Annotated in this window: 19 protein-coding genes; 4 read left to right on the forward strand and 15 right to left on the reverse strand. The window is 64.6% G+C overall.

Annotated elements, in window-relative coordinates; genetic code table 11:
• Window positions 1-48: 48 nt before the first annotated feature.
• From F3J44_RS06110 to F3J44_RS06120, 3 genes are all read right to left on the reverse strand, one after another.
• The gene (locus F3J44_RS06110; RefSeq protein ID WP_167271174.1) at window positions 49-1290 is read right to left on the reverse strand and encodes an MFS transporter; all 1242 of its coding nucleotides are present in this window, start codon (window positions 1288-1290) and stop codon (window positions 49-51) included.
• Window positions 1291-1456: 166 nt separating this feature from the next.
• A complete protein-coding gene (locus tag F3J44_RS06115) occupies window positions 1457-2299 on the reverse strand; it encodes a mechanosensitive ion channel family protein (RefSeq protein ID WP_167061460.1) in 843 nt (280 codons plus the stop codon).
• Between the two features lie 114 nt (window positions 2300-2413).
• Window positions 2414-2899, reverse strand: a complete 486-nt coding sequence (locus F3J44_RS06120) for a YajQ family cyclic di-GMP-binding protein (protein WP_167061457.1) — start codon at window positions 2897-2899, stop codon at window positions 2414-2416.
• 102 nt (window positions 2900-3001) lie between these two features.
• On the opposite strand from F3J44_RS06120, the gene F3J44_RS06125 reads away from it, so the two are divergent.
• From F3J44_RS06125 to F3J44_RS06135, 3 genes are read left to right on the forward strand one after another with little or no spacing between them, the layout of a single operon-like run.
• Window positions 3002-3919: a putative 2-dehydropantoate 2-reductase gene (locus F3J44_RS06125; RefSeq protein ID WP_167271176.1), complete on the forward strand. Its 918-nt coding sequence runs from the start codon at window positions 3002-3004 to the stop codon at window positions 3917-3919.
• Window positions 3920-3948: 29 nt separating this feature from the next.
• On the forward strand, window positions 3949-5976 hold the full coding sequence (locus tag F3J44_RS06130) for an ATP-binding protein (protein WP_167271178.1): 2028 nt from the start codon (window positions 3949-3951) through the stop codon (window positions 5974-5976).
• Window position 5977: 1 nt separating this feature from the next.
• The gene (locus F3J44_RS06135) at window positions 5978-6544 is read left to right on the forward strand and encodes a cob(I)yrinic acid a,c-diamide adenosyltransferase (RefSeq protein ID WP_167271180.1); all 567 of its coding nucleotides are present in this window, start codon (window positions 5978-5980) and stop codon (window positions 6542-6544) included.
• Between the two features lie 95 nt (window positions 6545-6639).
• Here F3J44_RS06135 and F3J44_RS06140 read toward each other — a convergent pair whose 3' ends face one another.
• The 3 genes from F3J44_RS06140 to secA all read right to left on the reverse strand — a co-directional run bounded on the left by F3J44_RS06140 (window position 6640) and on the right by secA (window position 11888).
• Entirely contained in the window at window positions 6640-7584 is a 945-nt protein-coding gene (locus F3J44_RS06140) for a Nudix family hydrolase (protein WP_167271183.1), read from the reverse strand.
• Window positions 7585-7742: 158 nt separating this feature from the next.
• Window positions 7743-8960: a bifunctional glutamate N-acetyltransferase/amino-acid acetyltransferase ArgJ gene (gene argJ / locus F3J44_RS06145; RefSeq protein WP_167061442.1), complete on the reverse strand. Its 1218-nt coding sequence runs from the start codon at window positions 8958-8960 to the stop codon at window positions 7743-7745.
• A 195-nt stretch (window positions 8961-9155) separates the two neighbouring features.
• Window positions 9156-11888 (reverse strand): preprotein translocase subunit SecA, encoded by a 2733-nt coding sequence (gene secA / locus F3J44_RS06150; RefSeq protein WP_167061439.1) that lies wholly within the window; start codon window positions 11886-11888, stop codon window positions 9156-9158.
• Between the two features lie 366 nt (window positions 11889-12254).
• Between secA and F3J44_RS06155 the strand changes: the two genes are divergently transcribed.
• Entirely contained in the window at window positions 12255-12713 is a 459-nt protein-coding gene (locus F3J44_RS06155; protein ID WP_167061436.1) for a DUF721 domain-containing protein, read from the forward strand.
• Window positions 12714-12765: 52 nt separating this feature from the next.
• Here F3J44_RS06155 and lpxC read toward each other — a convergent pair whose 3' ends face one another.
• From lpxC to murD, 9 genes are all read right to left on the reverse strand, one after another.
• Window positions 12766-13677, reverse strand: coding sequence for a UDP-3-O-acyl-N-acetylglucosamine deacetylase (gene lpxC, locus F3J44_RS06160; protein WP_167061433.1), 912 nt, complete (start codon window positions 13675-13677; stop codon window positions 12766-12768).
• 112 nt (window positions 13678-13789) lie between these two features.
• Window positions 13790-14986, reverse strand: coding sequence for a cell division protein FtsZ (gene ftsZ, locus F3J44_RS06165; protein ID WP_027917991.1), 1197 nt, complete (start codon window positions 14984-14986; stop codon window positions 13790-13792).
• Between the two features lie 55 nt (window positions 14987-15041).
• Window positions 15042-16298, reverse strand: coding sequence for a cell division protein FtsA (gene ftsA / locus F3J44_RS06170; protein ID WP_167061430.1), 1257 nt, complete (start codon window positions 16296-16298; stop codon window positions 15042-15044).
• A 14-nt stretch (window positions 16299-16312) separates the two neighbouring features.
• Window positions 16313-17182, reverse strand: coding sequence for a cell division protein FtsQ/DivIB (locus F3J44_RS06175; RefSeq protein WP_167061427.1), 870 nt, complete (start codon window positions 17180-17182; stop codon window positions 16313-16315).
• A 4-nt stretch (window positions 17183-17186) separates the two neighbouring features.
• A complete protein-coding gene (locus F3J44_RS06180; protein WP_167271185.1) occupies window positions 17187-18143 on the reverse strand; it encodes a D-alanine--D-alanine ligase in 957 nt (318 codons plus the stop codon).
• The gene (gene murC / locus F3J44_RS06185; protein WP_167061421.1) at window positions 18140-19588 is read right to left on the reverse strand and encodes a UDP-N-acetylmuramate--L-alanine ligase; all 1449 of its coding nucleotides are present in this window, start codon (window positions 19586-19588) and stop codon (window positions 18140-18142) included. Before murC ends, F3J44_RS06180 begins: the two co-directional genes overlap by 4 nt.
• Window positions 19581-20660, reverse strand: coding sequence for an undecaprenyldiphospho-muramoylpentapeptide beta-N-acetylglucosaminyltransferase (murG, locus tag F3J44_RS06190; RefSeq protein WP_167271187.1), 1080 nt, complete (start codon window positions 20658-20660; stop codon window positions 19581-19583). The genes murC and murG overlap by 8 nt, the downstream gene beginning before the upstream one ends.
• Window positions 20650-21864 (reverse strand): putative lipid II flippase FtsW, encoded by a 1215-nt coding sequence (gene ftsW, locus F3J44_RS06195; protein WP_167061415.1) that lies wholly within the window; start codon window positions 21862-21864, stop codon window positions 20650-20652. Before ftsW ends, murG begins: the two co-directional genes overlap by 11 nt.
• Window positions 21861-23201 (reverse strand): UDP-N-acetylmuramoyl-L-alanine--D-glutamate ligase, encoded by a 1341-nt coding sequence (gene murD / locus F3J44_RS06200; protein WP_255432020.1) that lies wholly within the window; start codon window positions 23199-23201, stop codon window positions 21861-21863. Before murD ends, ftsW begins: the two co-directional genes overlap by 4 nt.
• Window positions 23202-23209: the final 8 nt, after the last annotated feature.

Consider the following 23209-nt stretch of genomic DNA (forward strand, 5'->3'; position numbering starts at 1 on the left):
TGTAGGAGCGGGCTTGCCCCGCGAAGAGGCCCGCACAGGCGATTGCGATTACCCCGCAACCACAGGTGAAGCCGGCCGCCCCACCACAAACCACAACGGCCACAGCGCCATCACTCCGGCCACACCGGCGGCCAGGGCAAAGTGCAGCAAGCTCTCCCCCGCCCCGATCATCGCCAGCAACGCCCCACCCAGCCCCAGCAGGGCAATGGTGATCATCCCCAACATCGCCGACACCAACCCCTTGCTCTGCTCGCTGGCGAACAGCGTCATGCGGTACAGCACGGCATTGGCCACCCCCAGCCCCAGGGCATACAGCGTCATGCCCGCCACCACGCTGGTCACCGACGGCCACCACCAGGTCGCCAGCACCATCAGGCACAGCCCGGCCAGATACGGCCCCAGTGCGCCGCGTACCAACGCCGGCAACGGATAGCGGTCGGCAATGCGGTTGATAACCAGGTTACCCAGGATCAACCCACCAAACACCGGCAACTGCCACAGCGCATAGGCCATCGTGCTCAACCCCTCGTCGTGGATCAACAGCACCGGCGACAGGCCGATCCAGGCAATCAACGGCAAGCCCACCAGGCCCAGCGCAGCGCTGCCGGCAACGAATTTGCGGTTGCCGAGCAACTGGCCATAACCGGCCAGAAGCGGCAGCAGGTGGATCGGCGTGAACGCCAGGCGCGAGCCGTCACGGCGCTCCACCCCCAGGGTTTCGGGCATCAAGCGGTGCAGCAACACCCAGCACAGCACCGCGCCGATAGCGAAGGCCACGAACAGCCAGCGCCAGTCCAGCCACTGCAGCATCAGGGTGCCGATCAGCGGGCCGAGCAACGGCGAGAGCAAGGCGATATTGGCCAGCAGTGCCATCATGCGCACCGCGTCAGCCTCGCTGAAGGCCTCGTTGAGCGCCGGGTAGCTCACGGTCACCACGAAGCCCAGGCCAATGCCCTGCAACAGGCGCAGCAGGTTGAACAGGCCGATGTCCTGCACCCAGTAGGTGGCCAGGCAGGCCACGCCAAAGAACGCGCAGCCTGCCAGCAACAATGGCCGGCGGCCATAGCGGTCGGCCAGCGGGCCGATCAGCCATTGCAGCACCACGCCACCGAGCAGGTAGAGGTTCAGCGCATGGGGGATGTATTCGGGGCTGGCGTTCAGGTGCTCGACCACCACCGGCATGGCCGGCATCACGGCGTCGCTGGCCAGGTAGGTGAGCAGTTCGAACAGGGCCAGGGTCAGGCCAAACAACAGGGCCCGCAGGGGGGTGATGTACAGGAGTGGTTTCATGATGGCGTATCAGGTGCAGGCAGAGGGGGTCAGGCTATATGCCAGAAATGGTGGGGGTTTGCTGTGAACAAGTGTAAGGGACGCAAAAAAAACCGGGGCAAGCGCGCCCTGTAGGGGCGGGCTTGCCCCGCGAAGGGCCGCACGCGGCCCCGGCTTCAACGAAAACTTACTGCGCGGCCGTCTCCTGCACCACGCGAATCACCCGCTGCGGAAAGGGAATGTCGATGCCTTCGGCCTTCAACCGGTCACGGGCATGCTCGTTGAGCATGAACATCACATCCCAGTAGTCGGAGGTCTTGGTCCACAGGCGCAGCGACACGGTGATCGAGCTGTCGCCCAGGGTCGAAACCACCGCCTGCGGCGCTGGCTCGGCCAGCACACGCGGGTCCTGGGCCAAGCTCAGCAACACCTGGCGGGCCTTCTGCAGGTCGGCCTCGTAGTCCACGCCCACATCGAACACCACCTTGCGCGTCGGCTGGCGGTTGGTGTTGGTGATGATGCCGTTGGACAGGCTGCCGTTGGGCATGATGACCGTCTTGTTGTCACCGGTGCGCAGCACGGTGTGGAAAATCTGGATGCTGTCGACAGTACCAGACACGCCCTGCGCCTCGATCCAGTCACCAATGCGGAACGGGCGGAACATCAGAATCAGCACGCCACCGGCGAAGTTCGCCAGGCTCCCCTGCAAGGCCAGGCCGATGGCCAGGCCCGCGGCACCGATGGCGGCGACGAACGAGGTGGTTTCGATACCGATCATCGACGCCACGCTGACGAACAGCAGCACCTTCAGCACGATGTTCGACAGGGTGCTGATGAACCCCTGCAGTGCCAGGTCGGCATTGCGCAGGCCAACCAGTTTGCCCAGGCGGGCGCTGACCCTGTTGATGATCCACCAGCCGACCGCCAGGGTCAGCAACGCCAGCAGCAGGCGGCTGCCGTATTCCATGATCAAGGGGATCCAGGTCTGCGATTGGCGGACCAGCTGATCCACTTCAGCGTTCAAATCCATAGTCATCTCCTGATGCCGAACGGCACATGCACTGTGAAGCAGGCCGCCGGTATTTCAGCGGCCATGGCCCCCATGGACATCATTGGGCCATCGGGGTTCCAGACAACCCGGCGATCAGTCGCGGAAGTTGTTGAACTGGATTGGCATGTCGAACTCCTTGGTGCGCAGCAGGGCGATGGCTTCCTGCAGGTCGTCACGCTTCTTGCCGGTGACGCGCACCTGCTCGCCCTGGATGGCGGCCTGGACCTTGAGCTTGCCATCCTTGATGGTGGCGACGATCTTCTTGGCCAGGTCCTTGTCGATACCTTCGCGGAACTTGGCTTCCTGCTTCTTTTCCTTGCCCGAGGCATACGGGTCCTTGGTTTCCAGGCATTTCACGTCGATCTTGCGCTTGACCAGGGCCAGGCGCAGGATTTCCAGCATCGCTTCGAGTTGGAACTCTTCCTCGGCGGTCAGTACCACGGTCTGCTCCTTGTCCTTGAACTCGAAGCTGCCCTTGCCCTTGAGGTCGTAGCGGCGGTCGAGGTCCTTGATGGCGTTGTCGACCGCGTTCTGCACTTCGTGCTTGTCCAGTTCCGATACCACGTCGAACGAAGGCATGGTTGTTCTCCATAAAATAAAAGCGCGCTCAGTCTGAACATGGAGCGCGTCGGTGTTAGCGGGTTAAAATGCGGGCTCATTATAACGGGTTGCGAAACGCAGATGAGCAGCACCTGGCATATTCTCGGCGCCGGCAGCCTCGGCACCCTCTGGGCCTGCCGCCTGGCCCGTGCGGGCAAGGCGGTGCGCCTGATCCTGCGTGATGCAGCGCGCCTGCAGGCCTATCAGCAGGCCGGTGGCCTGACCCTGGTCGAACAGGAACAACCGCGGCATTACGCCATTCCCGCGGAAACCGCCGAGGCCGGCGGGCCGATCCACCGCGTGCTGGTGGCCTGCAAGGCCTACGACGCCGCGCCCGCCATCGCCCGCCTCGCCCCACGCCTGGCCGATGGCGCGACGATCGTGCTGCTGCAAAACGGCCTGGGCAGCCAGGACGAAGTGGCCGAGCAGGTGCCCCTGGCCCGCTGCATCTTTGCCTCCAGCACCGAAGGCGCCTTTCGCGAGGGCGACTTTCAGGTGCGCTTTGCCGGCCAGGGCTTCACCTGGCTGGGCGACCCTGCCAACCCGGCCGTGCCCGACTGGTTCGGCGACCTGCAGGACGCCGGCATCCCCAGCGAATGGACCGTCGACATCCTCACCCGCCTGTGGCGCAAGCTGGCGCTGAACTGCGCGATCAACCCGCTGACCGTGCTGCACGACTGCCAGAACGGCGGGCTGCTCGGCCATCTGGGTGAAGTGGAGGCGCTGAGTGTGGAGCTGGCCGGCCTGCTGCAGCGTTGTGGCCAGCCCGAGGCGGCAATCGACCTTGCCGAAGACGTGCAACGGGTGATACTGGCCACCGCGGCCAACTACTCTTCCATGTACCAGGACGTTCGCGCCGGCCGGCGCACCGAGGTGCACTACCTGCTGGGCCATGCCTGCCGCGCCGCTGCCCGCCACGGCATGGCGCTGCCCCAGCTGGAACACCTGCACCAGCGCCTGGTCGATAACCTGCGGGCGCGCGGTTTGCCCAGCGCCTGACGTCAACCCATAAGGACATCACCCAGCCCATGACCTTGCGCCAACGCCTGGAAAACCTCCCGGTCGGGCAGAAGCTGCTGGCAGCCCTGCTGGTGCTGCTGGTGACCATTCTGCTGGTGGCCAACCTGACCTTCATCAGCGCCGCCTACTGGATCACCCAGGAAAGCATGGCGCCGCAGGCCCTGCAGACCATTGGCCGGCTGGTGGCCAACCCACAGCTGTCGGCGCGTGCCGGCGACTCGGAAGAAAACGCCACCGCCCTGCTCCAGGAACTGGGCAGCTACACGCCACTGCGCGCGGCGGCCCTCTACGGCGGCGACGGGCGCCTGCTGGCGCAGTTGCAGCACGGCGAGCCGCTGGCCCTGCCCAAGCGCTACCGCAACATCGACGGCTGGCGCCTGATGGAGTTTCGCAGCACCCAGCTGATCCGCCTGCCCCGCGAGGCCAGCCCGCCAGCGCACCTGCTGCTGGTGGCCAGCAGCGAGCTGCCCACGGCCTTCTACACCGGCACCCTCAGCGCCAGCCTGGCAATCCTGGTGTTCAGCATCCTGCTGTGGATCGTCATCGCCCGGCAGATCAAGCGCCTGATTACCCAGCCGATCAATCAGCTCGAAGAACTCAGCCGCCAGGTAACCCGCGAGGAAAGCTATGCCCTGCGCGCGCAGCGGGGCAACGACGACGAAATCGGCAGCCTGGCCGAGGCCTTCAACACCATGCTGTCGCGTATCGAGGCCCGCGAGCAGCAGCTCAAGCGCACCCGTGACGAGTTCCAGGACGCCTACGACCAGGCCCAGGGCCTGGCCGAGGAAACCCGCCACACCAACCGCAAGCTGGAGCTGGAAGTTCAGGTTCGCAGCAAGATCGAGAAAAAGCTCACGGGTTTTCAGAACTACCTCAACAGCATCATCGACTCGATGCCCTCGGCGCTGATTGCCCTCGACGAACAACTCTACGTCACCCAGTGGAACCACGAGGCCACGGTACTCTCCGGCACGCCCCTGGACGAGGCGCTGAACCAGCCGATCTTCATCGCCTTCGAACCGCTCAAGCCGTTCCTGCCCCAGCTCAAGGAAACCGTGGAAAAGCACCGGGTGGCGAAGATCGAGCGGGTCACCTGGCCCAAGGCGGACGACTCGCGCCACTACGCCCTGACCTTCTACCCGTTGATGGGCGGTGGCGGGCGCGGCGTGGTCATTCGGATCGACGACATCACCCAGCGCCTGTCGCTGGAAGAGATGATGGTGCAGTCGGAAAAGATGCTCTCGGTCGGCGGCCTGGCAGCCGGCATGGCCCACGAAATCAACAACCCACTGGGGGCGATTCTGCACAACGTGCAGAACATCCGCCGGCGCCTGTCCCCGGAACTGCCGCGCAACCAGGAACAGGCCGGCGAGCAGGGCATCGACCTCACCAGCGTCAACCGTTACCTGGCCAGCCGCGAGGTGCCGCAGCTGCTCGATGGCATCCAGCAGGCCGGGGCGCGGGCCGCGAAAATCGTCACCCACATGCTCAGTTTCAGCCGCCTGAGCAACCGCCAACTGGCACCCTGCGACCTGCCGGCACTGATCGACCAGGCCGTGGAAATTGCCGGCAACGACTTCGACCTGACCATCGGCTTCGACTTCAAGGGCCAGGCCATCGTGCGCCAGTTCGACCCCAACCTGGGGCCGGTGCCAGGCACGGCCAACGAGCTGGAGCAGGTGCTGCTCAACCTGCTGAAGAACGCCGCCCAGGCCATTCACCTGCGCCCCCAGCCCAGCGAGCCGGGGCGCATTACCCTGCGCACCCGGCTCAACCCACCGTGGGCGGAAATCCAGGTGGAGGACAACGGCGTCGGCATGCCCGAGGCCGTGCGCAAGCGTACCTTCGAGCCATTCTTCACCACCAAGGAGATCGGCCAGGGCACCGGGCTTGGGCTGTCGGTTTCCTACTTCATCATCACCAATAACCACAAGGGGCAGATGGAAGTGCAGTCCACGCCCGGCCAGGGCACCTGCTTCACCCTGCGCCTGCCCCTCGGCCAGCCGGCGACGACGGCGACCAAAACGGAGGCATGACATGGGCTATCGCCTGTCGAAAATCTACACCCGCACCGGCGACCAGGGCGAAACCGGCCTGGGCGATGGGCGCCGGGTGCCCAAGGACCACCCGCGAATCGAGGCGATCGGCGAGGTCGACAGCCTCAACAGCCAACTTGGCCTGCTGCTCGCGGGGCTGGGGGAACAGGGGCTGGATGAGGTGGGTAACGTGCTTGCGCCCTGCCAGCACCGGCTGTTCGACCTGGGCGGGGAGCTGGCGATGCCCAGCTACCAGGCGCTGAACCAGGCCGAGGTGGAGCGGCTGGAAGCGGCCATCGATGTGTGGAACGAGGAACTGGGGCCGTTGAAGAACTTCATCCTGCCCAGCGGTTCGGCGCTGGTGGCCCAGGCCCATGTGTGCCGCAGCCTGGCGCGCAGTGCCGAACGGCGCTGCCAGCAGCTCAATGCGCTGGAGCCGTTGGCGGGGGTGGGGTTGGCCTATATCAACCGGCTTTCGGATTTGCTGTTTGTGGCGGCGCGGATCATTGGGCGGCGCCAGGGGGTGGCTGAGGTGTTGTGGCAGCCTGCGCAGAAGCCTTTGGGGTGATGGTTGTGTGCAGGTCGTGATGGGGCTGCTTGGCAGCCCATCGCGACCTGCGGTCGCTCCTACCGGGGGGGCGCGTGGGTTTGGGGCCTGGGGGCTTAGGCCTCAGGCCAGAACGCCCGGATCCCTGCCACACCTTGCGCGCCAGCCGCCCAGGCCTGCTCGCGCTCAGCCGGCCCTACGCCACCTAGCAGGTAGACGGGCTGGGTGAAACCTGCGATCAACCGCTGCGCCTCATCCCAGCCCAGCGGCACGGCCTCAGGGTGGGTCTGGGTTGCCTGCACCGGCGACAGGGTCACGAAATCCACCCCCATCTGCTCAGCCAGCGCCAGCTCCTCGGCACTGTGGCAAGACGCCGCCAGCCAGCGTGCTTGCGGGAATGGCCGCCCCTTGGCTGCGTACTTGCGCAACTGCGCAGCCGTGAGGTGCCAGCCGGCCGACGGGAAGTCGCCCAGCCATTCCAGCGGGCCCTTGAGCATCAGCTGCGCCTTGCCGGCGCACAGGCCCACCGCGTCCACCGCCACATCGCGGTACTTGGGGTCGTACATGTCTGGCGCGCGCAACTGGATCAGGCGAATGCCATTGGCCACCGCCTTCTGGATGCCCTTGAGCAGTTGCGGCACTTCCAGACCATCGGGGGTAATCAGGTATTGGTCGGGCAGGCGTGCTGCGGCGACGATCGGCTTGTTGGCCTCGGGGAATTCGTACTGGGGCAAATCCCGCGGGGCCACCCAGGCCAGTGGCTGGCCTTCGGCGCCGTGGGGCTCGCCGGTAAAGGCGTCGACTTCGCGAACCTCCAGCAGCACCTGCTTGTCCGGGTAGTCATGGCTGACCTTGATCAGTGGCCGCGAACGCACCACGTCGATACCCAGCTCCTCGCGCAGCTCACGGGCCAGGGCCGCTTCGACGGCCTCGCCCTGCTCCACCTTGCCACCCGGGAATTCCCAGAGGCCGCCCTGGTGCTGGGTGTCGGCGCGCCGGGCTATCAGAATGCGGCCATCGGTGCCCCGAATGACTGCTGCTACAACATGTATCCGTTTCAACCTTCACGCTCCGCCAGGCCGGCCAGTGGTAAATGGTTTGGGGTGGCATTCGGCGTGCAAGCCCTATCGCGCCCTACGCTCGCTGCCACAGGGCAACGCACCCCCCCGTAGGAGCGACCGCAGGTCGCGAAAGGGCCCGCAAGCCAAAAACCGTTACATCAAGTACGGTATTCGGCGTTGATCTTCACGTACTCGTGGGACAGGTCGGTGGTCCAGATGGTTTCGCTGCACTGGCCACGGCCCAGCTCGATACGGATGGTGATTTCTTCCTGCGCCATCACCTTCGAGCCTTGCTCCTCGGTGTAGCTCGGGCTGCGCCCGCCTTGGCTGGCGATGCACACGCTGTCCAGGTACACATCGATCAGGCTGACGTCCAGCTCAGGCACACCCGCACGGCCAACGGCGGCCAGGATACGGCCCCAGTTCGGGTCGGAAGCGAACAGCGCGGTCTTGATCAGCGGCGAGTGGGCCACGGCGTAACCCACATCCAGGCACTCCTGGTGGTTGCCCCCGCCGTTGACCTGCACGGTGACGAACTTGGTCGCGCCTTCGCCGTCACGGACGATGGCCTGGGCCACTTCCATGCACACTTCGAACACGGCCTTTTTCAGCGCTTCGAACAGCGCGCCGCTGGCCTCGGTGACTTCCGGCAGGTTGGCCTTGCCGGTGGCGATCAGCATGCAGCAGTCGTTGGTGGAGGTGTCACCATCGATGGTGATGCGGTTGAACGACTTGTTGGCGCCATCGAGCATCAGGTCTTTGAGCACCGCCGGCGCGACCTTGGCGTCGGTTGCGATGTAGCCGAGCATGGTGGCCATGTTCGGGCGGATCATGCCCGCGCCTTTGCTGATACCGGTGACGGTAACGGTCACGCCGTCGTGCTGGAACTGGCGGCTGGCACCCTTGGGCAGGGTGTCGGTGGTCATGATGCCGGTGGCGGCTTCAGCCCAGTGGTTTTCCGACAGGTTGTCCAGGGCGGCCTGCAGGGCGCCTTCGATCTTCTCGACCGGCAGCGGCTCACCGATCACGCCGGTGGAGAACGGCAGTACCGACTCGGCTGGCACGCCGGTCAGCTCGGCCAGCTTGGCGCAGGTGCGCTCGGCGGCGGCCAGGCCAGGTGCGCCGGTGCCGGCGTTGGCGTTACCGGTGTTGGTCAGCAGGTAGCGCACGGTGCCTTGTACACGCTGCTTGGAGAGGATCACCGGTGCGGCGCAGAAGGCGTTGAGGGTGAACACGCCTGCGACGCTGGAGCCTTCGGCGCAGCGCATGACCACCACGTCCTTGCGCCCAGGGCGCTTGATGCCGGCAGAAGCGATGCCGAGTTCAAAACCCGGAACCGGGTGCAGGGTGGGCAAAGGACCAAGACCAACAGCCATTAGAGCGCTCCTAGAAATACGGTGAAATGATGAGGGAAAAGCGGGGCCGCTTCGCGCCCCATTCGCGGCACAAGGCCGCTCCTACAAGGGCATCGCAACCATCCGGCTGGGCGCGTTCCCTGTAGGAGCGGCCTTGTGCCGCGAATGGGCCGCACAGCGGCCCCCGGTGTGTCACGTTACAGCGAGTGAATCAGATCACTCGATCTGACCATGGCAATGCTTGAATTTCTTGCCCGAACCACACCAGCACGGCTCGTTGCGGCCCAGTTTCAGGTCGTTGCGCACCGGGGCGGCGGCCACGGCCACTTCAGCACCCTCCTCGCTCAGCTCGCTTTCAAGGCCCGGCGCGGCAGCATGCTGGAACTGCATGCGGCTGGCCAGCTCCTCGGCTTCGCGGCGCAGGCGGGCTTCTTCTTCGGCCGGGTCTTCGCGGCGTACCTGAACGTGCGACAGCACGCGGATGGTGTCGCGCTTGATCGACTCCAGCAGTTCCTGGAACAGGGTGAACGACTCGCGCTTGTACTCCTGCTTCGGGTTCTTCTGCGCATAGCCACGCAGGTGAATACCGTGGCGCAGGTGGTCCATGGTCGACAGGTGGTCTTTCCACAGGTCGTCCAGCACGCGCAGCAGAATCTGCTTCTCGAAGGTACGCAGGGCGTCGATGCCGGCCTGGTCTTCCTTCTCGGTGTAGGCCGTGGTGATTTCGCTCAGCAGCTTCTCGCGCAGGGTTTCCTCGTAGAGGTGATCGTCCTCGTCGAGCCACTGCTGGATTGGCAGCTTGATGGCAAAATCGCTGGCCAGCGAAGCCTCGAGGCCGGCCACGTCCCACTGCTCGGGCAGCGACTGCGGCGGAATGTGCTGGCTGATGGTGGCATCGAGCACTTCCTGGCGGAACTCGGCGATGGTGTCGCCAATGTTCTCGGCCGCCAGCAGGCTGTTGCGCATGTGGTAGATCACCTTGCGCTGTTCGTTGGCCACATCGTCGTATTCGAGCAGCTGCTTGCGGATGTCGAAGTTGCGGCCTTCGACCTTGCGCTGGGCTTTCTCGATGGCGTTGGTGACCATGCGGTGTTCGATGGCCTCACCGGACTGCATACCCAGTGCCTTCATGAAGTTCTTCACCCGGTCAGAGGCGAAGATGCGCATCAGGCTGTCTTCCAGCGACAGGTAGAAACGGCTCGAACCCGGGTCGCCCTGACGGCCGGAGCGGCCACGCAGCTGGTTGTCGATACGGCGCGATTCGTGGCGCTCGGAGGCGATCACGTGCAGGCCACCGGCCTCGATCACCTGCTGGTGACGCTTCTGCCAGTCGGCCTTGATCTGGGCGATCTGCTCAGGGGTCGGGTTTTCCAGGGCGGCCACTTCGGCTTCCCAGTTACCGCCCAGCAGAATGTCGGTACCACGGCCAGCCATGTTGGTGGCGATGGTCAGCGCGCCCGGGGCACCGGCCTGGGCGATGATCTCGGCTTCCTTCTCGTGGTACTTGGCGTTCAGTACCTTGTGGTCGATGCCTTCCTGCTTCAGCAGGTTCGACATGTGCTCGGAGGTTTCGATGGTGGCGGTACCCACCAGAATCGGCCGGCCCTGGGTCATGCTTTGCTTGATGTCGGCAATGATCGCGGCGTATTTCTCGTCGGCGGTCAGGTACACCAGGTCGTTGTGGTCCTTGCGCGCCAGCGGCTTGTTCGGCGGAATGACCATGACGTTCAGGGCGTAGATCGACTGGAACTCGAACGCTTCGGTGTCGGCGGTACCGGTCATGCCGGACAGCTTGGTGTAAAGGCGGAAGTAGTTCTGGAAGGTGGTCGAAGCCAGGGTCTGGCTTTCAGCCTGGATGTTCAGGTTTTCCTTCGCCTCGATGGCCTGGTGCAGGCCTTCGGACAGGCGACGGCCCGGCATGGTACGGCCGGTGTGCTCGTCGATCAGCAGCACCTGGCCGTCCTGCACGATGTACTCGACGTTGCGGTGGAACAGCTTGTGCGCACGCAGGCCGGCATAGACGTGGGTCAGCAGGCCCAGGTTGTGCGCCGAGTACAGGCTCTCGCCCTCGGCCAGCAGGCCGGCTTGGGTGAGCATTTCCTCGATGAACTGGTGCCCGGCTTCGTTGAGCTCGACCTGGCGGCTCTTCTCGTCGATGGTGAAGTGGCCTTCCTGGGTGACCTGGCCTTCCACTTCCTCGATGTGCTGGGTCAGGCGCGGGATCAGGCGGTTGATCTCGATGTACAGCTTGGAGCTGTCTTCGGCCTGGCCAGAGATGATCAGCGGGGTACGGGCTTCGTCGATGAGGATCGAGTCGACTTCGTCGATCACCGCGAAGTTGAGTTCACGCTGGAACTTCTCTTCCTGGCTGAACGCCATGTTGTCGCGCAGGTAGTCGAAACCGAATTCGTTGTTGGTGCCGTAGGTGATGTCGGCGGCGTAGGCAGCGCGCTTTTCTTCAGGCGGCTGGAAGGCCGAGACGATGCCCACGGACAGGCCGAGGAATTCGTACAGCGGGCGCATCCAGTTGGCGTCACGGCGGGCCAGGTAGTCGTTCACCGTGACCACGTGCACGCCCTTGCCGGACAGTGCGTTCAGGTACACGGCCAGGGTACCGACCAAGGTCTTGCCTTCACCGGTACGCATTTCTGCGATCATGCCCTCGTGAAGGGTCATGCCACCGATCAGCTGCACGTCGAAGTGGCGCATGCCCATCACGCGCTTGCCGGCCTCACGGGCCACGGCGAAGGCTTCGGGCAACAGCTGGTCCAGGGTCTCGCCTTTGGCCAAGCGTTCCTTGAACTCTGCGGTCTTGCCCCGCAGTTGCTCGTCGGAGAGGGCCACCATCTTCTCTTCGAAGGCATTGACGATAGCTACCGTCTTGAGCATGCGTTTGACTTCACGCTCGTTCTTGCTTCCAAAAAGTTTTTTTAACAAAGGCGCAAACATATCGGCAGGATCTTCCACACGTAGGGATGGAGGGCGGCCCCATGAGTCGCCCGTGCAGCCCTGAGGCCGCATGCGAACGAGCATTCTACCCGGAAACGATGGTGAGGAAAGTGGTCGATTGCCACGATGCTGGCACAGCGCTTAGGCGGGGGCTTTTCTAAGATAGGGGCATTTTCCCTGAGTTCAACCTTCAGGTTGATGAAACGTAGCGAGAATGACTCGTATCTTGCACTGGCCTCTTCGCGGGACAAGCCCGCTCCTACAGGAATCGCGCACTATCTGTAGGAGCGGGCTTGCCCCGCGAAGAGGCCGGCACAGGCAACAGAGATGTTAGACTGCCCATCTTGTAACTTCATGCAAACCGCCATGGCCTTCAAACCCTCCCCCGCCCAGCCCCCCGCCGCCCTGCTGCGCCAGAACCGCCCGCTGCGCCTGCTGCTGAACCAGGCCGAGCGCCTGGAGCACCTGCAGCGCCTGCTGGAAAGCCAGTTGCAGCCGGCTGCGCGCGAACATTGTCATGTGGCGTCCTGGCGTGACGGCACGCTGCTGCTGGTGGTCACCGACGGGCACTGGGCCACCCGCCTGCGCTACCAGCAAAAACGCCTGCTGCGCCAGCTTCAGGAACTGGAAGCCTTCGGCAACCTCAAGCGCATCCTGTACAAGGTGCAGCCGCCACTGGTGCCGGCCAAGCGCGGCGGCAATACCACCGAACTGTCGAGCAACGCCGCAATGAGCATCCGCGATTCGGCAGAAGGTATCGCCGACCCCAAGCTGCGCGCCGCCCTCGAACGCCTGGCCAGCCACGCCAACAAAGGCAAGGGCTGAAATAAAAAAGGCCACCCGAAGGTGGCCTTAATGAACTAGAGAGTGTTCGAACTTACACCGCCGCTACAGGGCGCATGTACGAGATCGGTGCCGTGCTGGCATCTTCGAACGTGACCACTTCCCAGGCATCGGTTTCCTTGATCAGCTTGCGCAGCAGCTGGTTGTTCAGCGCGTGGCCGGACTTGTAGCCCTTGAACTCGCCGATCAGGCTGTTGCCCAGCAGGTAAAGGTCGCCAATGGCGTCGAGGATCTTGTGCTTGACGAATTCGTCATCGGAACGAAGGCCGTCTTCGTTGAGCACACCAGTCTCGTCGACCACGATGGCATTCTCGACACTGCCGCCCAGCGCAAGGTTGTGCTTGCGCAGGTACTCGATGTCACGCATGAAACCGAAGGTACGGGCGCGGCTGACTTCCTTGACGAAGGAAGTGCTGGAGAAGTCTACCACCGCACTTTGGGTCTGGCCCTTGAGGACCGGGTGATCGAAGTCGATCTCGAAGCTCACCTTGAACCCGTCGAAAGGCAGGAAGGTGGCGCTCTTGTCGCCCTCCACCACTGTCACTTCGCGCAGGATGCGGATGAACTTCTTGGCTGCGTCCTGTTCTTCCAGGCCGGCAGACTGAATCAGGAATACGAAGGGACCGGCGCTGCCATCCATGATCGGCACTTCCGAGGCGGAGAGCTCGACGTAGGCGTTATCGATGCCCAGGCCCGCCATGGCGGAGAGCAAATGCTCGACCGTATCGACCTTGACGTCACCGTTGACCAGCGTGGTGGACATGGTGGTCTCGCCCACATTGGCCGCGCGCGCCGGGATTTCGACCACAGGGTCGAGGTCGGCGCGACGGAAGACGATGCCGGTGTCGACAGGCGCAGGCTTGAGGGTCAGGTAGACCTTCTCCCCGGAGTGCAGGCCGACGCCGGTGGCACGGATGGTATTCTTCAGGGTGCGTTGTCTAATCATGGCATTGGCCGCTTCAGCGCTAATTGCGAACAGGTATCAACAAAGGCTGGGAATAATAACAGACCCGGCCTTTGCTGAACACCAATCACCCTTATACCCCTGATAAATTCCATCAATCGGCCTGACGACGCAGGAAGGCTGGAATGTCGAGGTAATCCAGGTCGTCCTGTGGGTTGAGCTTGGCGGCTGCCGCAGCACCGGCGTGAGCCTGGTTGCGCATTACCGTCGGGCGCTCTAGGTCGCGGTAGTTGACGGCTGGCTGCTCCTGGCGAACCGGCGCCGGGTTGGAAGACTCGTACACCTGCTGGGCAGTCTGCAGGGTGTTGTCGACCACTTTTACCGGTTTTTCGATGCGCGCGCCCAGACCAGTGGCAACCACGGTCACGTGCAGTTCGTCGCGCATGTCCGGGTCGATCACGGTGCCGACCTTGACCATCGCGTGGTCGGAGGCGAAGGCTTCGATGATGCTACCCACGTCGGAGTATTCACCCAGCGACAGGTCCGGGCCAGCAGTGATGTTCACCAGGATGCCGCGGGCGCCCTGCAGGTTGACGTCTTCGAGCAGTGGGTTGCGAATCGCCGCCTCGGTGGCTTCACGGGCGCGGTTCGGGCCGCTGGCGCAGCCAGTACCCATCATCGCCATGCCCATTTCACCCATCACGGTACGCACGTCGGCGAAGTCGACGTTGATCATGCCCGGGCGCTTGATGATATCGGAGATACCACGCACGGCACCGGCCAGTACATCGTCGGCCTTGGCGAAGGCGGACAGCAGGCTGGCATCCTTGCCCAGGATGGTCAGCAGCTTCTCGTTGGGGATGGTGATCAGCGAGTCGACGCTTTCAGCCAGCATGCGAATGCCTTCATCGGCGATCTGCATGCGCTTGCGGCCTTCGAACGGGAACGGACGGGTCACCACCGCAACGGTGAGGATGCCCATTTCCTTGGCCACTTCGGCGATGATCGGCGCCGCACCGGTGCCGGTACCGCCGCCCATGCCGGTGGTGATGAACACCATGTTGGTGCCCTGCAGCACCTCGGCGATGCGCTCACGGTCTTCCAGCGCGGCCTGGCGGCCGACTTCCGGGTTGGCACCGGCACCCAGCCCTTTGGTTACGCCGGTACCCAGTTGCAGGATGGTGCGTGCGCCAATGTTTTTCAGCGCCTGGGCATCGGTGTTGGCGCAGATGAACTCGACGCCTTCGATGCTGCTCTTCACCATGTGGTTGACGGCGTTGCCGCCGCCACCGCCGACGCCGATCACTTTGATGACCGGGCTTTGCGGGACGTTGTCTACGAGCTCGAACATTTTCCCTCTCCTTACAGTTCTCTAGTTGTCGCGCCTACCACTACTGCTTTGAAACTTAGAAGTTGCCCTGAACCCACCGCTTGAAGCGCTCAAGCACTGGGGCCTTCGGTTCATCGCCATAGCTGTTGCTGCTGATGTTACCGGTCAGGGGCAAGTCCTCGGACTGCTTCTGCAGGCCGTAGGTGAGCAAGCCCACGCCGGTGGAATAGATCGGGTTGCGCACCACGTCGCTCAGCCCCCGAACGCTGTGCGGCACGCCCAGGCGTACCGGCATGTGGAAGATTTCCTCGGCCAGTTCCACGGCGCCTTCCATTTTCGCGGTGCCGCCGGTGAGGACGATGCCGGCAGGCACCAGGTCCTCGTAGCCGCTGCGGCGCAGTTCAGCCTGAATCAGGGTGAACAGCTCGTCGTAACGCGGCTCCACCACTTCGGCCAGGGCCTGGCGCGACAGTTCGCGCGGTGGGCGATCGCCCACGCTTGGCACCTTGATGGTTTCGCCGGCACCGGCCAGCTTGGCCAGGGCGCAGGCGTAGCGGATCTTGATTTCCTCGGCGTACTGGGTGGGCGTGCGCAGGGCCATGGCGATGTCGTTGGTCACCTGGTCGCCGGCAATCGGGATCACCGCGGTGTGGCGGATGGCGCCTTCGGTGAAGATGGCGATATCGGTGGTGCCACCGCCGATGTCCACCAGGCACACGCCCAGCTCTTTCTCGTCATCGGTCAGCACCGAGTAGGCCGATGCCAGCTGTTCAAGGATGATGTCGTCGATTTCCAGGCCGCAACGGCGCACGCACTTCTCGATGTTCTGCGCCGCGTTGACCGCGCAGGTAACCACGTGGACCTTGGCTTCCAGGCGCACGCCAGACATGCCCAGCGGCTCGCGCACGCCTTCCTGGTTGTCGATCACGTAGTCCTGCGGCAGGGTGTGCAGCACGCGCTGGTCGGCCGGAATGGCCACGGCCTGGGCGGCGTCGAGCACACGCTCCAGGTCCGCCAGGCTGACCTCGCGGTCACGAATCGCGACGATACCGTGGGAGTTCAGGCTGCGGATGTGGTTGCCGGCCACGCCGACGAACGCCGAGTGGATGCGGCAGCCGGCCATCAGCTGGGCCTCTTCCACCGCGCGCTGGATCGACTGCACGGTCGACTCGATGTTCACCACCACGCCTTTTTTCAGGCCGCGGGACGGGTGGGTGCCGATACCCACGATCTCGAGGGTGCCGTCTTGGCCCACTTCACCCACCAGCGCCACCACCTTGGAGGTGCCGATGTCCAGCCCGACGATCATTTTGCCGCTATGCGCGTTTGCCATGGTCCTGCCTCTCTCTAATTCTTCGCAACGGCGGGTTTGGCCGTCGTCGGTGCAATCGGTTCCCGCCAACCAACGGCAAGTCCGTTGGAATAACGCAGATCAATGCGGGCGATATTGGTGATCTGCTCTTTGAGCGTCTTGTCGTAAATGGCAATGAAACGGCGCATCTTCTCCACCAGATGGTCGCGCCCCAGCAGCAGCTCGATGCCCGGCCCGGTGCTACCGGCACCGGTGGTCAGGAACCAGCTGCCTCGCTCGCGCAGCTCCAGGCGAGCGATGGAAAAGCCCAAGGGGCGCAGCATCTGGCTCAATACCTGATACTGCTGCATGACTTGTTGCTGGGCACGCTGCGGCCCGAACAGCTGCGGCAGGTGCTCATAGTTGGCCAGCTCGCGCGGGGTAAAGGCCTGGCCCTGGTTGTTGAGCAGGGCCTCGTCGCCCCAGCGCGCCACCGGCAGCTGTTCTTCCAGGCGAATTACCACCTCATCGGGCCACACGCGGCGCACCTCGGCATGGGCGATCCACGGCATCTGCTCAAGCTCGGCGCGCATCGCCGTCAGGTCGACGCTGAAGAAGCTCGCCGCCACGTAGGGGGCAATGCGCTGCTGCACCGACTGCTGGCTGATGTAGCTGAGGTCGCCCTGCACGTCGATCTTGGTGATCGGCCGGTCGGCATAGGGCATCAGGCGAATGGCACCTTCGTAGGCGCCAAAGCCGGCTGCCACCAGCACGATCGGCCACAGCAAGCGCTTCAGGCCACCCAGGCTGGGCCGCGGCAGGCGCGCCGATACGGGCTCGTCGGCCACCAGTCGGCTGGCACCACGCGGCACCGGCTTGCTTCGGCCGGTAACGGGTTGCTGCTGACGTATCATTGCGCCTTGCATGGTCTTAACCTCGCGTCACGACGCTGTCGGCCAGGATTGCCAGCACCAGTTGCTGGAAGTCCAGGCCGGCCGCACGGGCCGCCATGGGCACCAGGCTGTGGTCGGTCATGCCCGGTGCGGTGTTGACTTCGAGCAGCCAGAACCGGCCCTGCTCGTCCTGCATCACGTCCAGCCGGCCCCAGCCTTCGATGCCGATGGCATCGCAGGCGCGCGCGGTCAGGTCGATCAGTTCCTGCTCCTTGGCACTGTCCAGGCCGCATGGGATGCGGTACTGGGTGTCATTGGCGATGTACTTGGCGTCGTAGTCGTAGAACACGTGCGGGGTGCCCAGCGCGATCGGCGGCAGCACCTGGCCGCGCAGTACCGCGATGGTGAACTCCGGGCCGTGAATCCATTGCTCGACCAGAACCTGCGAATCGTAGTTGGCGGCGTCTTGCCAGGCAGCGACCAGTTCCTGCTCGCTGTTCACCTTGGCCATGCCGATGCTAGAGCCTTCATGGGCTGGTTTGACGATCAGCGGGAAGCCCAGTTCCGTGCCGGCTGCAACACAATCTTCGGCGCTTGCCAGCACCGCGTGGCGCGGGGTTGGAATACCCAGGCTCTGCCACACCTGCTTGGTGCGCAGCTTGTCCATGGCCAGGGCCGAGGCAAGGATGCCGCTGCCGGTGTAGGGGATGCCCAGGCACTCAAGCAGGCCCTGCATGCTGCCGTCTTCACCGCCACGGCCGTGGAGGATGATGAAGGCGCGGTCGATTTTCTCTGCCTGCAGGCGCGCCAGCAGGTCGTCACCGACGTCGATGGCGACCACGTCGACACCGGCGCTGGTCAGCGCCTCGATCACGGCGGCGCCGGATTTCAGCGACACTTCACGCTCGGCGCTCTTGCCGCCGTACAGCACGGCGACGCGGCCGAACGCCTTGACGTCCAGGGTCGAGTGCAAGGTTGCGTAGGCGCTGGTCATTTCGACTTCTCCTGCTTGGCGCCTGCGAACAGCGGGCTTTTCATCAGTTGCGGGGCCAGGCCGCCGACGTCGCCGGCACCCTGGCAGATCAGGATGTCGCCGGCACGCAGCAGCGGCTTGACCAGTGGCGCAAGCTCGGCGCCACGTTCGATGTAGATCGGGTCCAACTTGCCGCGCTGGCGAATGCTGTGGCACAGCTGGCGGCTGTCGGCACCGGGGATTGGCTCTTCACCGGCCGGGTAGACCTCCATCAGCAGCAGCACGTTGGCATCGCCCAGCACCTGCACGAAATCGTCGTACAGGTCGCGGGTACGGCTATAGCGGTGCGGCTGGTAGACGATCACCAGGCGCCGGCTTGGCCAGCCACCGCGCACGGCCTTGATCACCGCGGCCACTTCGGTCGGGTGGTGGCCGTAGTCGTCCACCAGCATCACGCTGCCACCCTCGACCGGCAGCTCGCCGTACACCTGGAAGCGCCGGCCGACGCCCTGGAAGCAGGACAGGCCCTGGACGATGGCTTCGTCGCTGATGCCCTCGTCGGTGGCAATGGCGATGGTGGCCAAGGCGTTGAGCACGTTGTGGTTGCCCGGCATGTTCACCGACACTTCAAGCGGCTCGCGGTCGCGACGCAGCACGGTGAAATGGGTTTGCATGCCCTGCTGGCGCACGTTGATGGCGCGGATGTCGGCCTCTTCGGTGAAGCCATAGGTAACGGTCGGGCGCTTGACCTGCGGCAGGATCTCGCGCACCACCGGGTCGTCCAGGCACACCACGGCCAGGCCATAGAACGGCAGGTTGTGCAGGAACTCGACGAAGGTTTTCTTCAGCTTGTTGAAGTCGCCTTCGTAGGTGGCCATGTGGTCGGCGTCGATGTTGGTGACCACGGCAACCATGGGCTGCAGGTGCAGGAAGCTGGCGTCGCTTTCATCGGCTTCGGCAATCAGGTAGCGGCTGGTGCCCAGCTGCGCGTTGGTGCCGGCGGCGGTCAGGCGGCCACCGATGACGAAGGTCGGGTCCAGGCCACCGGCGGCGAACACCGAGGCCAGCAGGCTGGTGGTGGTGGTCTTGCCGTGGGTGCCGGCAACCGCCACGCCATGGCGATAGCGCATCAGCTCGGCCAGCATTTCGGCGCGCGGCACCACGGGAATGCGGCGTTCCAGGGCAGTGGCGACTTCCGGGTTGGCCGGGTTGATGGCGCTGGACACCACCAGCACGTCGGCATTGGCGGCGTTCTCGGCACGGTGGCCAACGAAGATCTCGGCACCGAACGACTCCAGGCGCTCGGTAACCGGCGAGGCCTTGAGGTCGGAACCGGACACCTGGTAACCCAGGTTCAGCAGCACTTCGGCGATACCGCACATGCCCACGCCGCCGATACCGACGAAGTGGATGCGGTTGATACGGCCCATCTTCGGCTGGGGCATGGCTTTCTGGCTTTCAACCATGGGCCACCTCCAGGCAGATATCGACCACGGTGCTGGTTGCAGCAGGTTTGGCCAGGCGCCGTGCGGTGCCAGCCATGGTGTTGAGTTTCTCGGGTTGCATCAGCACCTCGTTCAGGCGTTCAGCGAGCTGCGCTGCGCCAGTTGTCGCTTGTGGCATGAGGAAGGCTGCGCCTTCCCGGGCCAGATATTGGGCGTTGTGGGTCTGGTGGTCGTCGATGGCGTGGGGCAAGGGCACCAGCATCGAGGGCAGGCCCGCTGCCGCCAGCTCGCTGACGGTCAGGGCACCGGCCCGGCACACCACCATGTCGGCCCAGCCATAGGCATGGGCCATGTCCTTGATGAACGGCTCGACCTGAGCCTCGACACCGACTTCGCGATAGCGCTCGGCGGTGACTGGCCCGTGGTTCTTCCCGGCCTGGTGAAACACCTCCGGGCGCAGGCTTGCCGGCACTTCCGACAGGGCCTTAGGCAACAATTTGTTCAATGGTTCCGCACCCAGGCTGCCGCCCATGACCAACAGCCGCGCACGGCGCTCGGCCAGGGGGGCGCGCACGGCGTCCATGAACAGTTCAGGGCGCACCGGGTTGCCGGTGGTACGCAGCTTTTCACTGCTGGCGAAGGTGGCCGGGAAGGCCTCGCACACCCGCGCTGCCAGTGGCAGCAACAGGCGGTTGGTGGTGCCGGCGCGGGCGTTCTGCTCATGGATCACCAGCGGCACGCCGCACAGGCGCGCAGCCACACCACCGGGGCCGGTCACATAGCCGCCGAAGCCGACCACGCACACAGGTTTGAGCTGGCGCACGATGCGCCGCGCCTGCAGCACGGCCTTGACCAGGGTGAACGGCGCCTTGAGCAGCGACAGCTTGCCCTTGCCGCGCAGGCCCGTGACCTGGATCAGGTGCAGCGGCAGGCCGGCTTGTGGCACCAGTTCGTTCTCGATGCCACGCGGGGTGCCCAGCCAGTGCACGGTGTAGCCGCGCGCCTGGAACTCACGGGCGCAGGCCAGGGCCGGGAACACATGGCCCCCGGTGCCGCCAGCCATGATCAGTACGTTCTTGCCGTCAGCGGCCATGACTGGTCTCCTCGGCAAAATCGCTTTCATTGAATTCGTGTTCCTCGCTGCCCAGGTGCGTGCGGCTTTCCCACTCGATACGCAGCAACAAGCCCACGCAGGCGCAGCAGATCACCAGCGATGAACCGCCGTAACTGAGGAACGGCAGGGTCAGGCCCTTGGTCGGCAGCAGGCCGACGTTCACCCCGATGTTGATCAGGAACTGGCCGATCCACAGGAACGCCAGGCCAAAGGCCATGTAGGCAGAGAAGAACTGCTTGGCCTTCTCGGCCCACAGGCCGATGTACAGGGCACGAATGGTGACGAACACAAACAGCGCGATGGTCACCAGCGAGCCGACCACGCCCAGTTCCTCGGCCAGTACCGAGAACACGAAGTCGGTGTGCGCCTCCGGCAGGTAGAACTGCTTCTGCACGCTGTTGCCCAGGCCCACGCCCAGCCACTCGCCACGGCCGAAGGCGATCAGTGCCTGGGTCAGCTGGTAGCCGGAGCCGAACTGGTCGGACCAGGGGTCGGTGAAGGTAATCAGGCGCGCCATCCGGTACGGCTGCGCCTGCACCAGCACGAACACCGCGAACACCGCCAGCACCACCATCAAGCTGAAGCGGAACAACCCCACCCCGCCCAGGAACAGCATCGCCGCGGCGGCGCCCATCATCACCACGGTGGCGCCGAAGTCCGGCTCCATCAGCAGCAAGGCAGCCATCGGCAGCAACACGATGAACGGCTTGAAGAAGCCCATCCAGGTTTCACGCACTTCGGTTTGGCGCCGCACCAGGTAACCGGCCAGGTAGATGACCACGAACACCTTGGCGATTTCCGAAGGCTGCACGTTGAAGAAGCTGAACCCGATCCAGCGCATCGAACCGTTCACCTCACGGCCAATGCCCGGCAGCAGCACCATGACCAGCAGGCCGAAGGCGCCGATCAGCATCATGAAGCCCATGCGTTGCCAGGTGGCGATCGGCACCATCATGGTCGCACCGCAGGCGACCAGGCCGAGGAACACGTACACCAGGTGGCGGAACATGTGGTACAGCGGGTTGCCGGACTGCACGGCGGCCACTTCCGAGGACGCCGAGGTAATCATCACCAGGCCAAGGCCCAGCAGTGCCAGGCAACCGGCCAGCAGCGGGAAGTCGAGGTCGATGCCACGGCCGCTGATCAGCGGCGACGGGTAAGGCTTGAAGACGCCGAAGATCATGCCAGCCCTCCCGCCGCCTGGGCGAACAGGCGCCCACGCTCTTCGAAGTTCTTGAACATGTCGAGGCTGGCGCAGGCCGGCGACAGCAACACCGCATCGCCCGGGCGGGCCAGCTCGGCGCACTGCTGCACGGCGTCGTCCAGGGTCTTGACCCTGACCTGCGGCACGCCATCGCCCAGGGCCTGGGCCAGGCGCTCGGCGTCACGGCCAAGCAGCACCACGGCGCGGCAGAAGCGCTGAACCGGCTCGCGCAGGGCGGCGAAATCAGCGCCCTTGCCATCACCGCCGGCAATCAGCACCAGCTTGCCTTCGATATCGGCGCCCAGGCCTTCGATGGCGGCCAGGGCAGCCCCGACATTGGTGGCCTTGGAATCGTCGTACCAGTTCACCCCGTTGCGCTCGCGCACCCACTGGCAGCGGTGGGCCAGGCCACCGAACTCGCGCAGGGCGTCGAGCATTGGCGCGAACGGCAGGCCTGCGGCATGGCCCAGGGCCAGGGCAGCCAGGGCGTTGCTCTGGTTGTGGGCACCGCGCACTTTCAGTTCGCGCACCGGCATCAGCGCCTGGAACTCGTATGCCAGGTATTTTTCGCCGTCGACTTCACGCAGGCCGAAGGCCTTGAAGTCCGGCTGGTTGAGGCCGAAGGTGAAGCACGGGCGGCCTTCCACCGGCAGCGGCCGGCTGAGGGCGTCCTGGCGGTTGACCACGACCTGGCGGGCGCCACGGAAGATCCGGTGCTTGGCCAGGTGGTAGGCCGGCAGGCCGCTGTAGCGGTCCATGTGGTCTTCGCTGATGTTCAGCACCGTGGCCACTTCAGCGTTGAGCTGGTCGGTGGTTTCCAACTGGAAGCTCGACAGCTCCAGCACGTACAGCTCCACCTCGTCGCTCAAAAGGTCGAGCGCCGGGGTGCCGAGGTTGCCGCCCACGGCCACGCGCTTGCCAGCCTTGGCCGCCATGTCGCCGACCAGGGTGGTGACGGTGCTCTTGGCGTTGGAGCCGCTGATCGCCACGATCGGCGCCTTGGCGTAGCGGGCGAACAGCTCGATGTCACCAGACAGTTGCACGCCACGTGCCGCTGCCTGCTGCAAGGCAGGCGTGGCCAGGGCCAGGCCCGGGCTGACATACAGCGTGCTGGCGCGGCACAGGAAGTCCACGTCCAGTTCACCACAGCGCACTTCCACCTGCGGGTAATCACGGCGCAGGGTTTCCAGTTCCGGCGGTTGCTCACGGGTGTCGGCGACCGCAAAGGCAATGCCCCGGTTCGCCAGGAAGCGAACCAGGGACATGCCGCTCTTGCCGAGGCCGACAACGATGCGGAATTGGTCGGAAGCGATCAAAGACACGC

Source organism: Pantoea sp. Tr-811 (genome assembly GCF_011752535.1).
Classification (GTDB): domain Bacteria; phylum Pseudomonadota; class Gammaproteobacteria; order Pseudomonadales; family Pseudomonadaceae; genus Aquipseudomonas.

Coding starts and splice junctions, on each gene's coding strand:
- lpxC (WP_167061433.1), bottom strand. CDS start 13,677: ATGATTAGACAACGCACCCTGAAGAATACCATCCGTGCCACCGGCGTC.
- ftsA (WP_167061430.1), bottom strand. CDS start 16,298: ATGGCAAACGCGCATAGCGGCAAAATGATCGTCGGGCTGGACATCGGC.
- murC (WP_167061421.1), bottom strand. CDS start 19,588: ATGGTTGAAAGCCAGAAAGCCATGCCCCAGCCGAAGATGGGCCGTATC.
- F3J44_RS06180 (WP_167271185.1), bottom strand. CDS start 18,143: ATGACCAGCGCCTACGCAACCTTGCACTCGACCCTGGACGTCAAGGCG.
- F3J44_RS06175 (WP_167061427.1), bottom strand. CDS start 17,182: ATGCAAGGCGCAATGATACGTCAGCAGCAACCCGTTACCGGCCGAAGC.
- F3J44_RS06135 (WP_167271180.1), top strand. CDS start 5,978: ATGGGCTATCGCCTGTCGAAAATCTACACCCGCACCGGCGACCAGGGC.
- F3J44_RS06120 (WP_167061457.1), bottom strand. CDS start 2,899: ATGCCTTCGTTCGACGTGGTATCGGAACTGGACAAGCACGAAGTGCAG.
- F3J44_RS06110 (WP_167271174.1), bottom strand. CDS start 1,290: ATGAAACCACTCCTGTACATCACCCCCCTGCGGGCCCTGTTGTTTGGC.
- ftsW (WP_167061415.1), bottom strand. CDS start 21,864: ATGATCTTCGGCGTCTTCAAGCCTTACCCGTCGCCGCTGATCAGCGGC.
- F3J44_RS06155 (WP_167061436.1), top strand. CDS start 12,255: ATGGCCTTCAAACCCTCCCCCGCCCAGCCCCCCGCCGCCCTGCTGCGC.
- F3J44_RS06130 (WP_167271178.1), top strand. CDS start 3,949: ATGACCTTGCGCCAACGCCTGGAAAACCTCCCGGTCGGGCAGAAGCTG.
- argJ (WP_167061442.1), bottom strand. CDS start 8,960: ATGGCTGTTGGTCTTGGTCCTTTGCCCACCCTGCACCCGGTTCCGGGT.
- murG (WP_167271187.1), bottom strand. CDS start 20,660: ATGGCCGCTGACGGCAAGAACGTACTGATCATGGCTGGCGGCACCGGG.
- secA (WP_167061439.1), bottom strand. CDS start 11,888: ATGTTTGCGCCTTTGTTAAAAAAACTTTTTGGAAGCAAGAACGAGCGT.
- F3J44_RS06115 (WP_167061460.1), bottom strand. CDS start 2,299: ATGGATTTGAACGCTGAAGTGGATCAGCTGGTCCGCCAATCGCAGACC.
- F3J44_RS06125 (WP_167271176.1), top strand. CDS start 3,002: ATGAGCAGCACCTGGCATATTCTCGGCGCCGGCAGCCTCGGCACCCTC.
- ftsZ (WP_027917991.1), bottom strand. CDS start 14,986: ATGTTCGAGCTCGTAGACAACGTCCCGCAAAGCCCGGTCATCAAAGTG.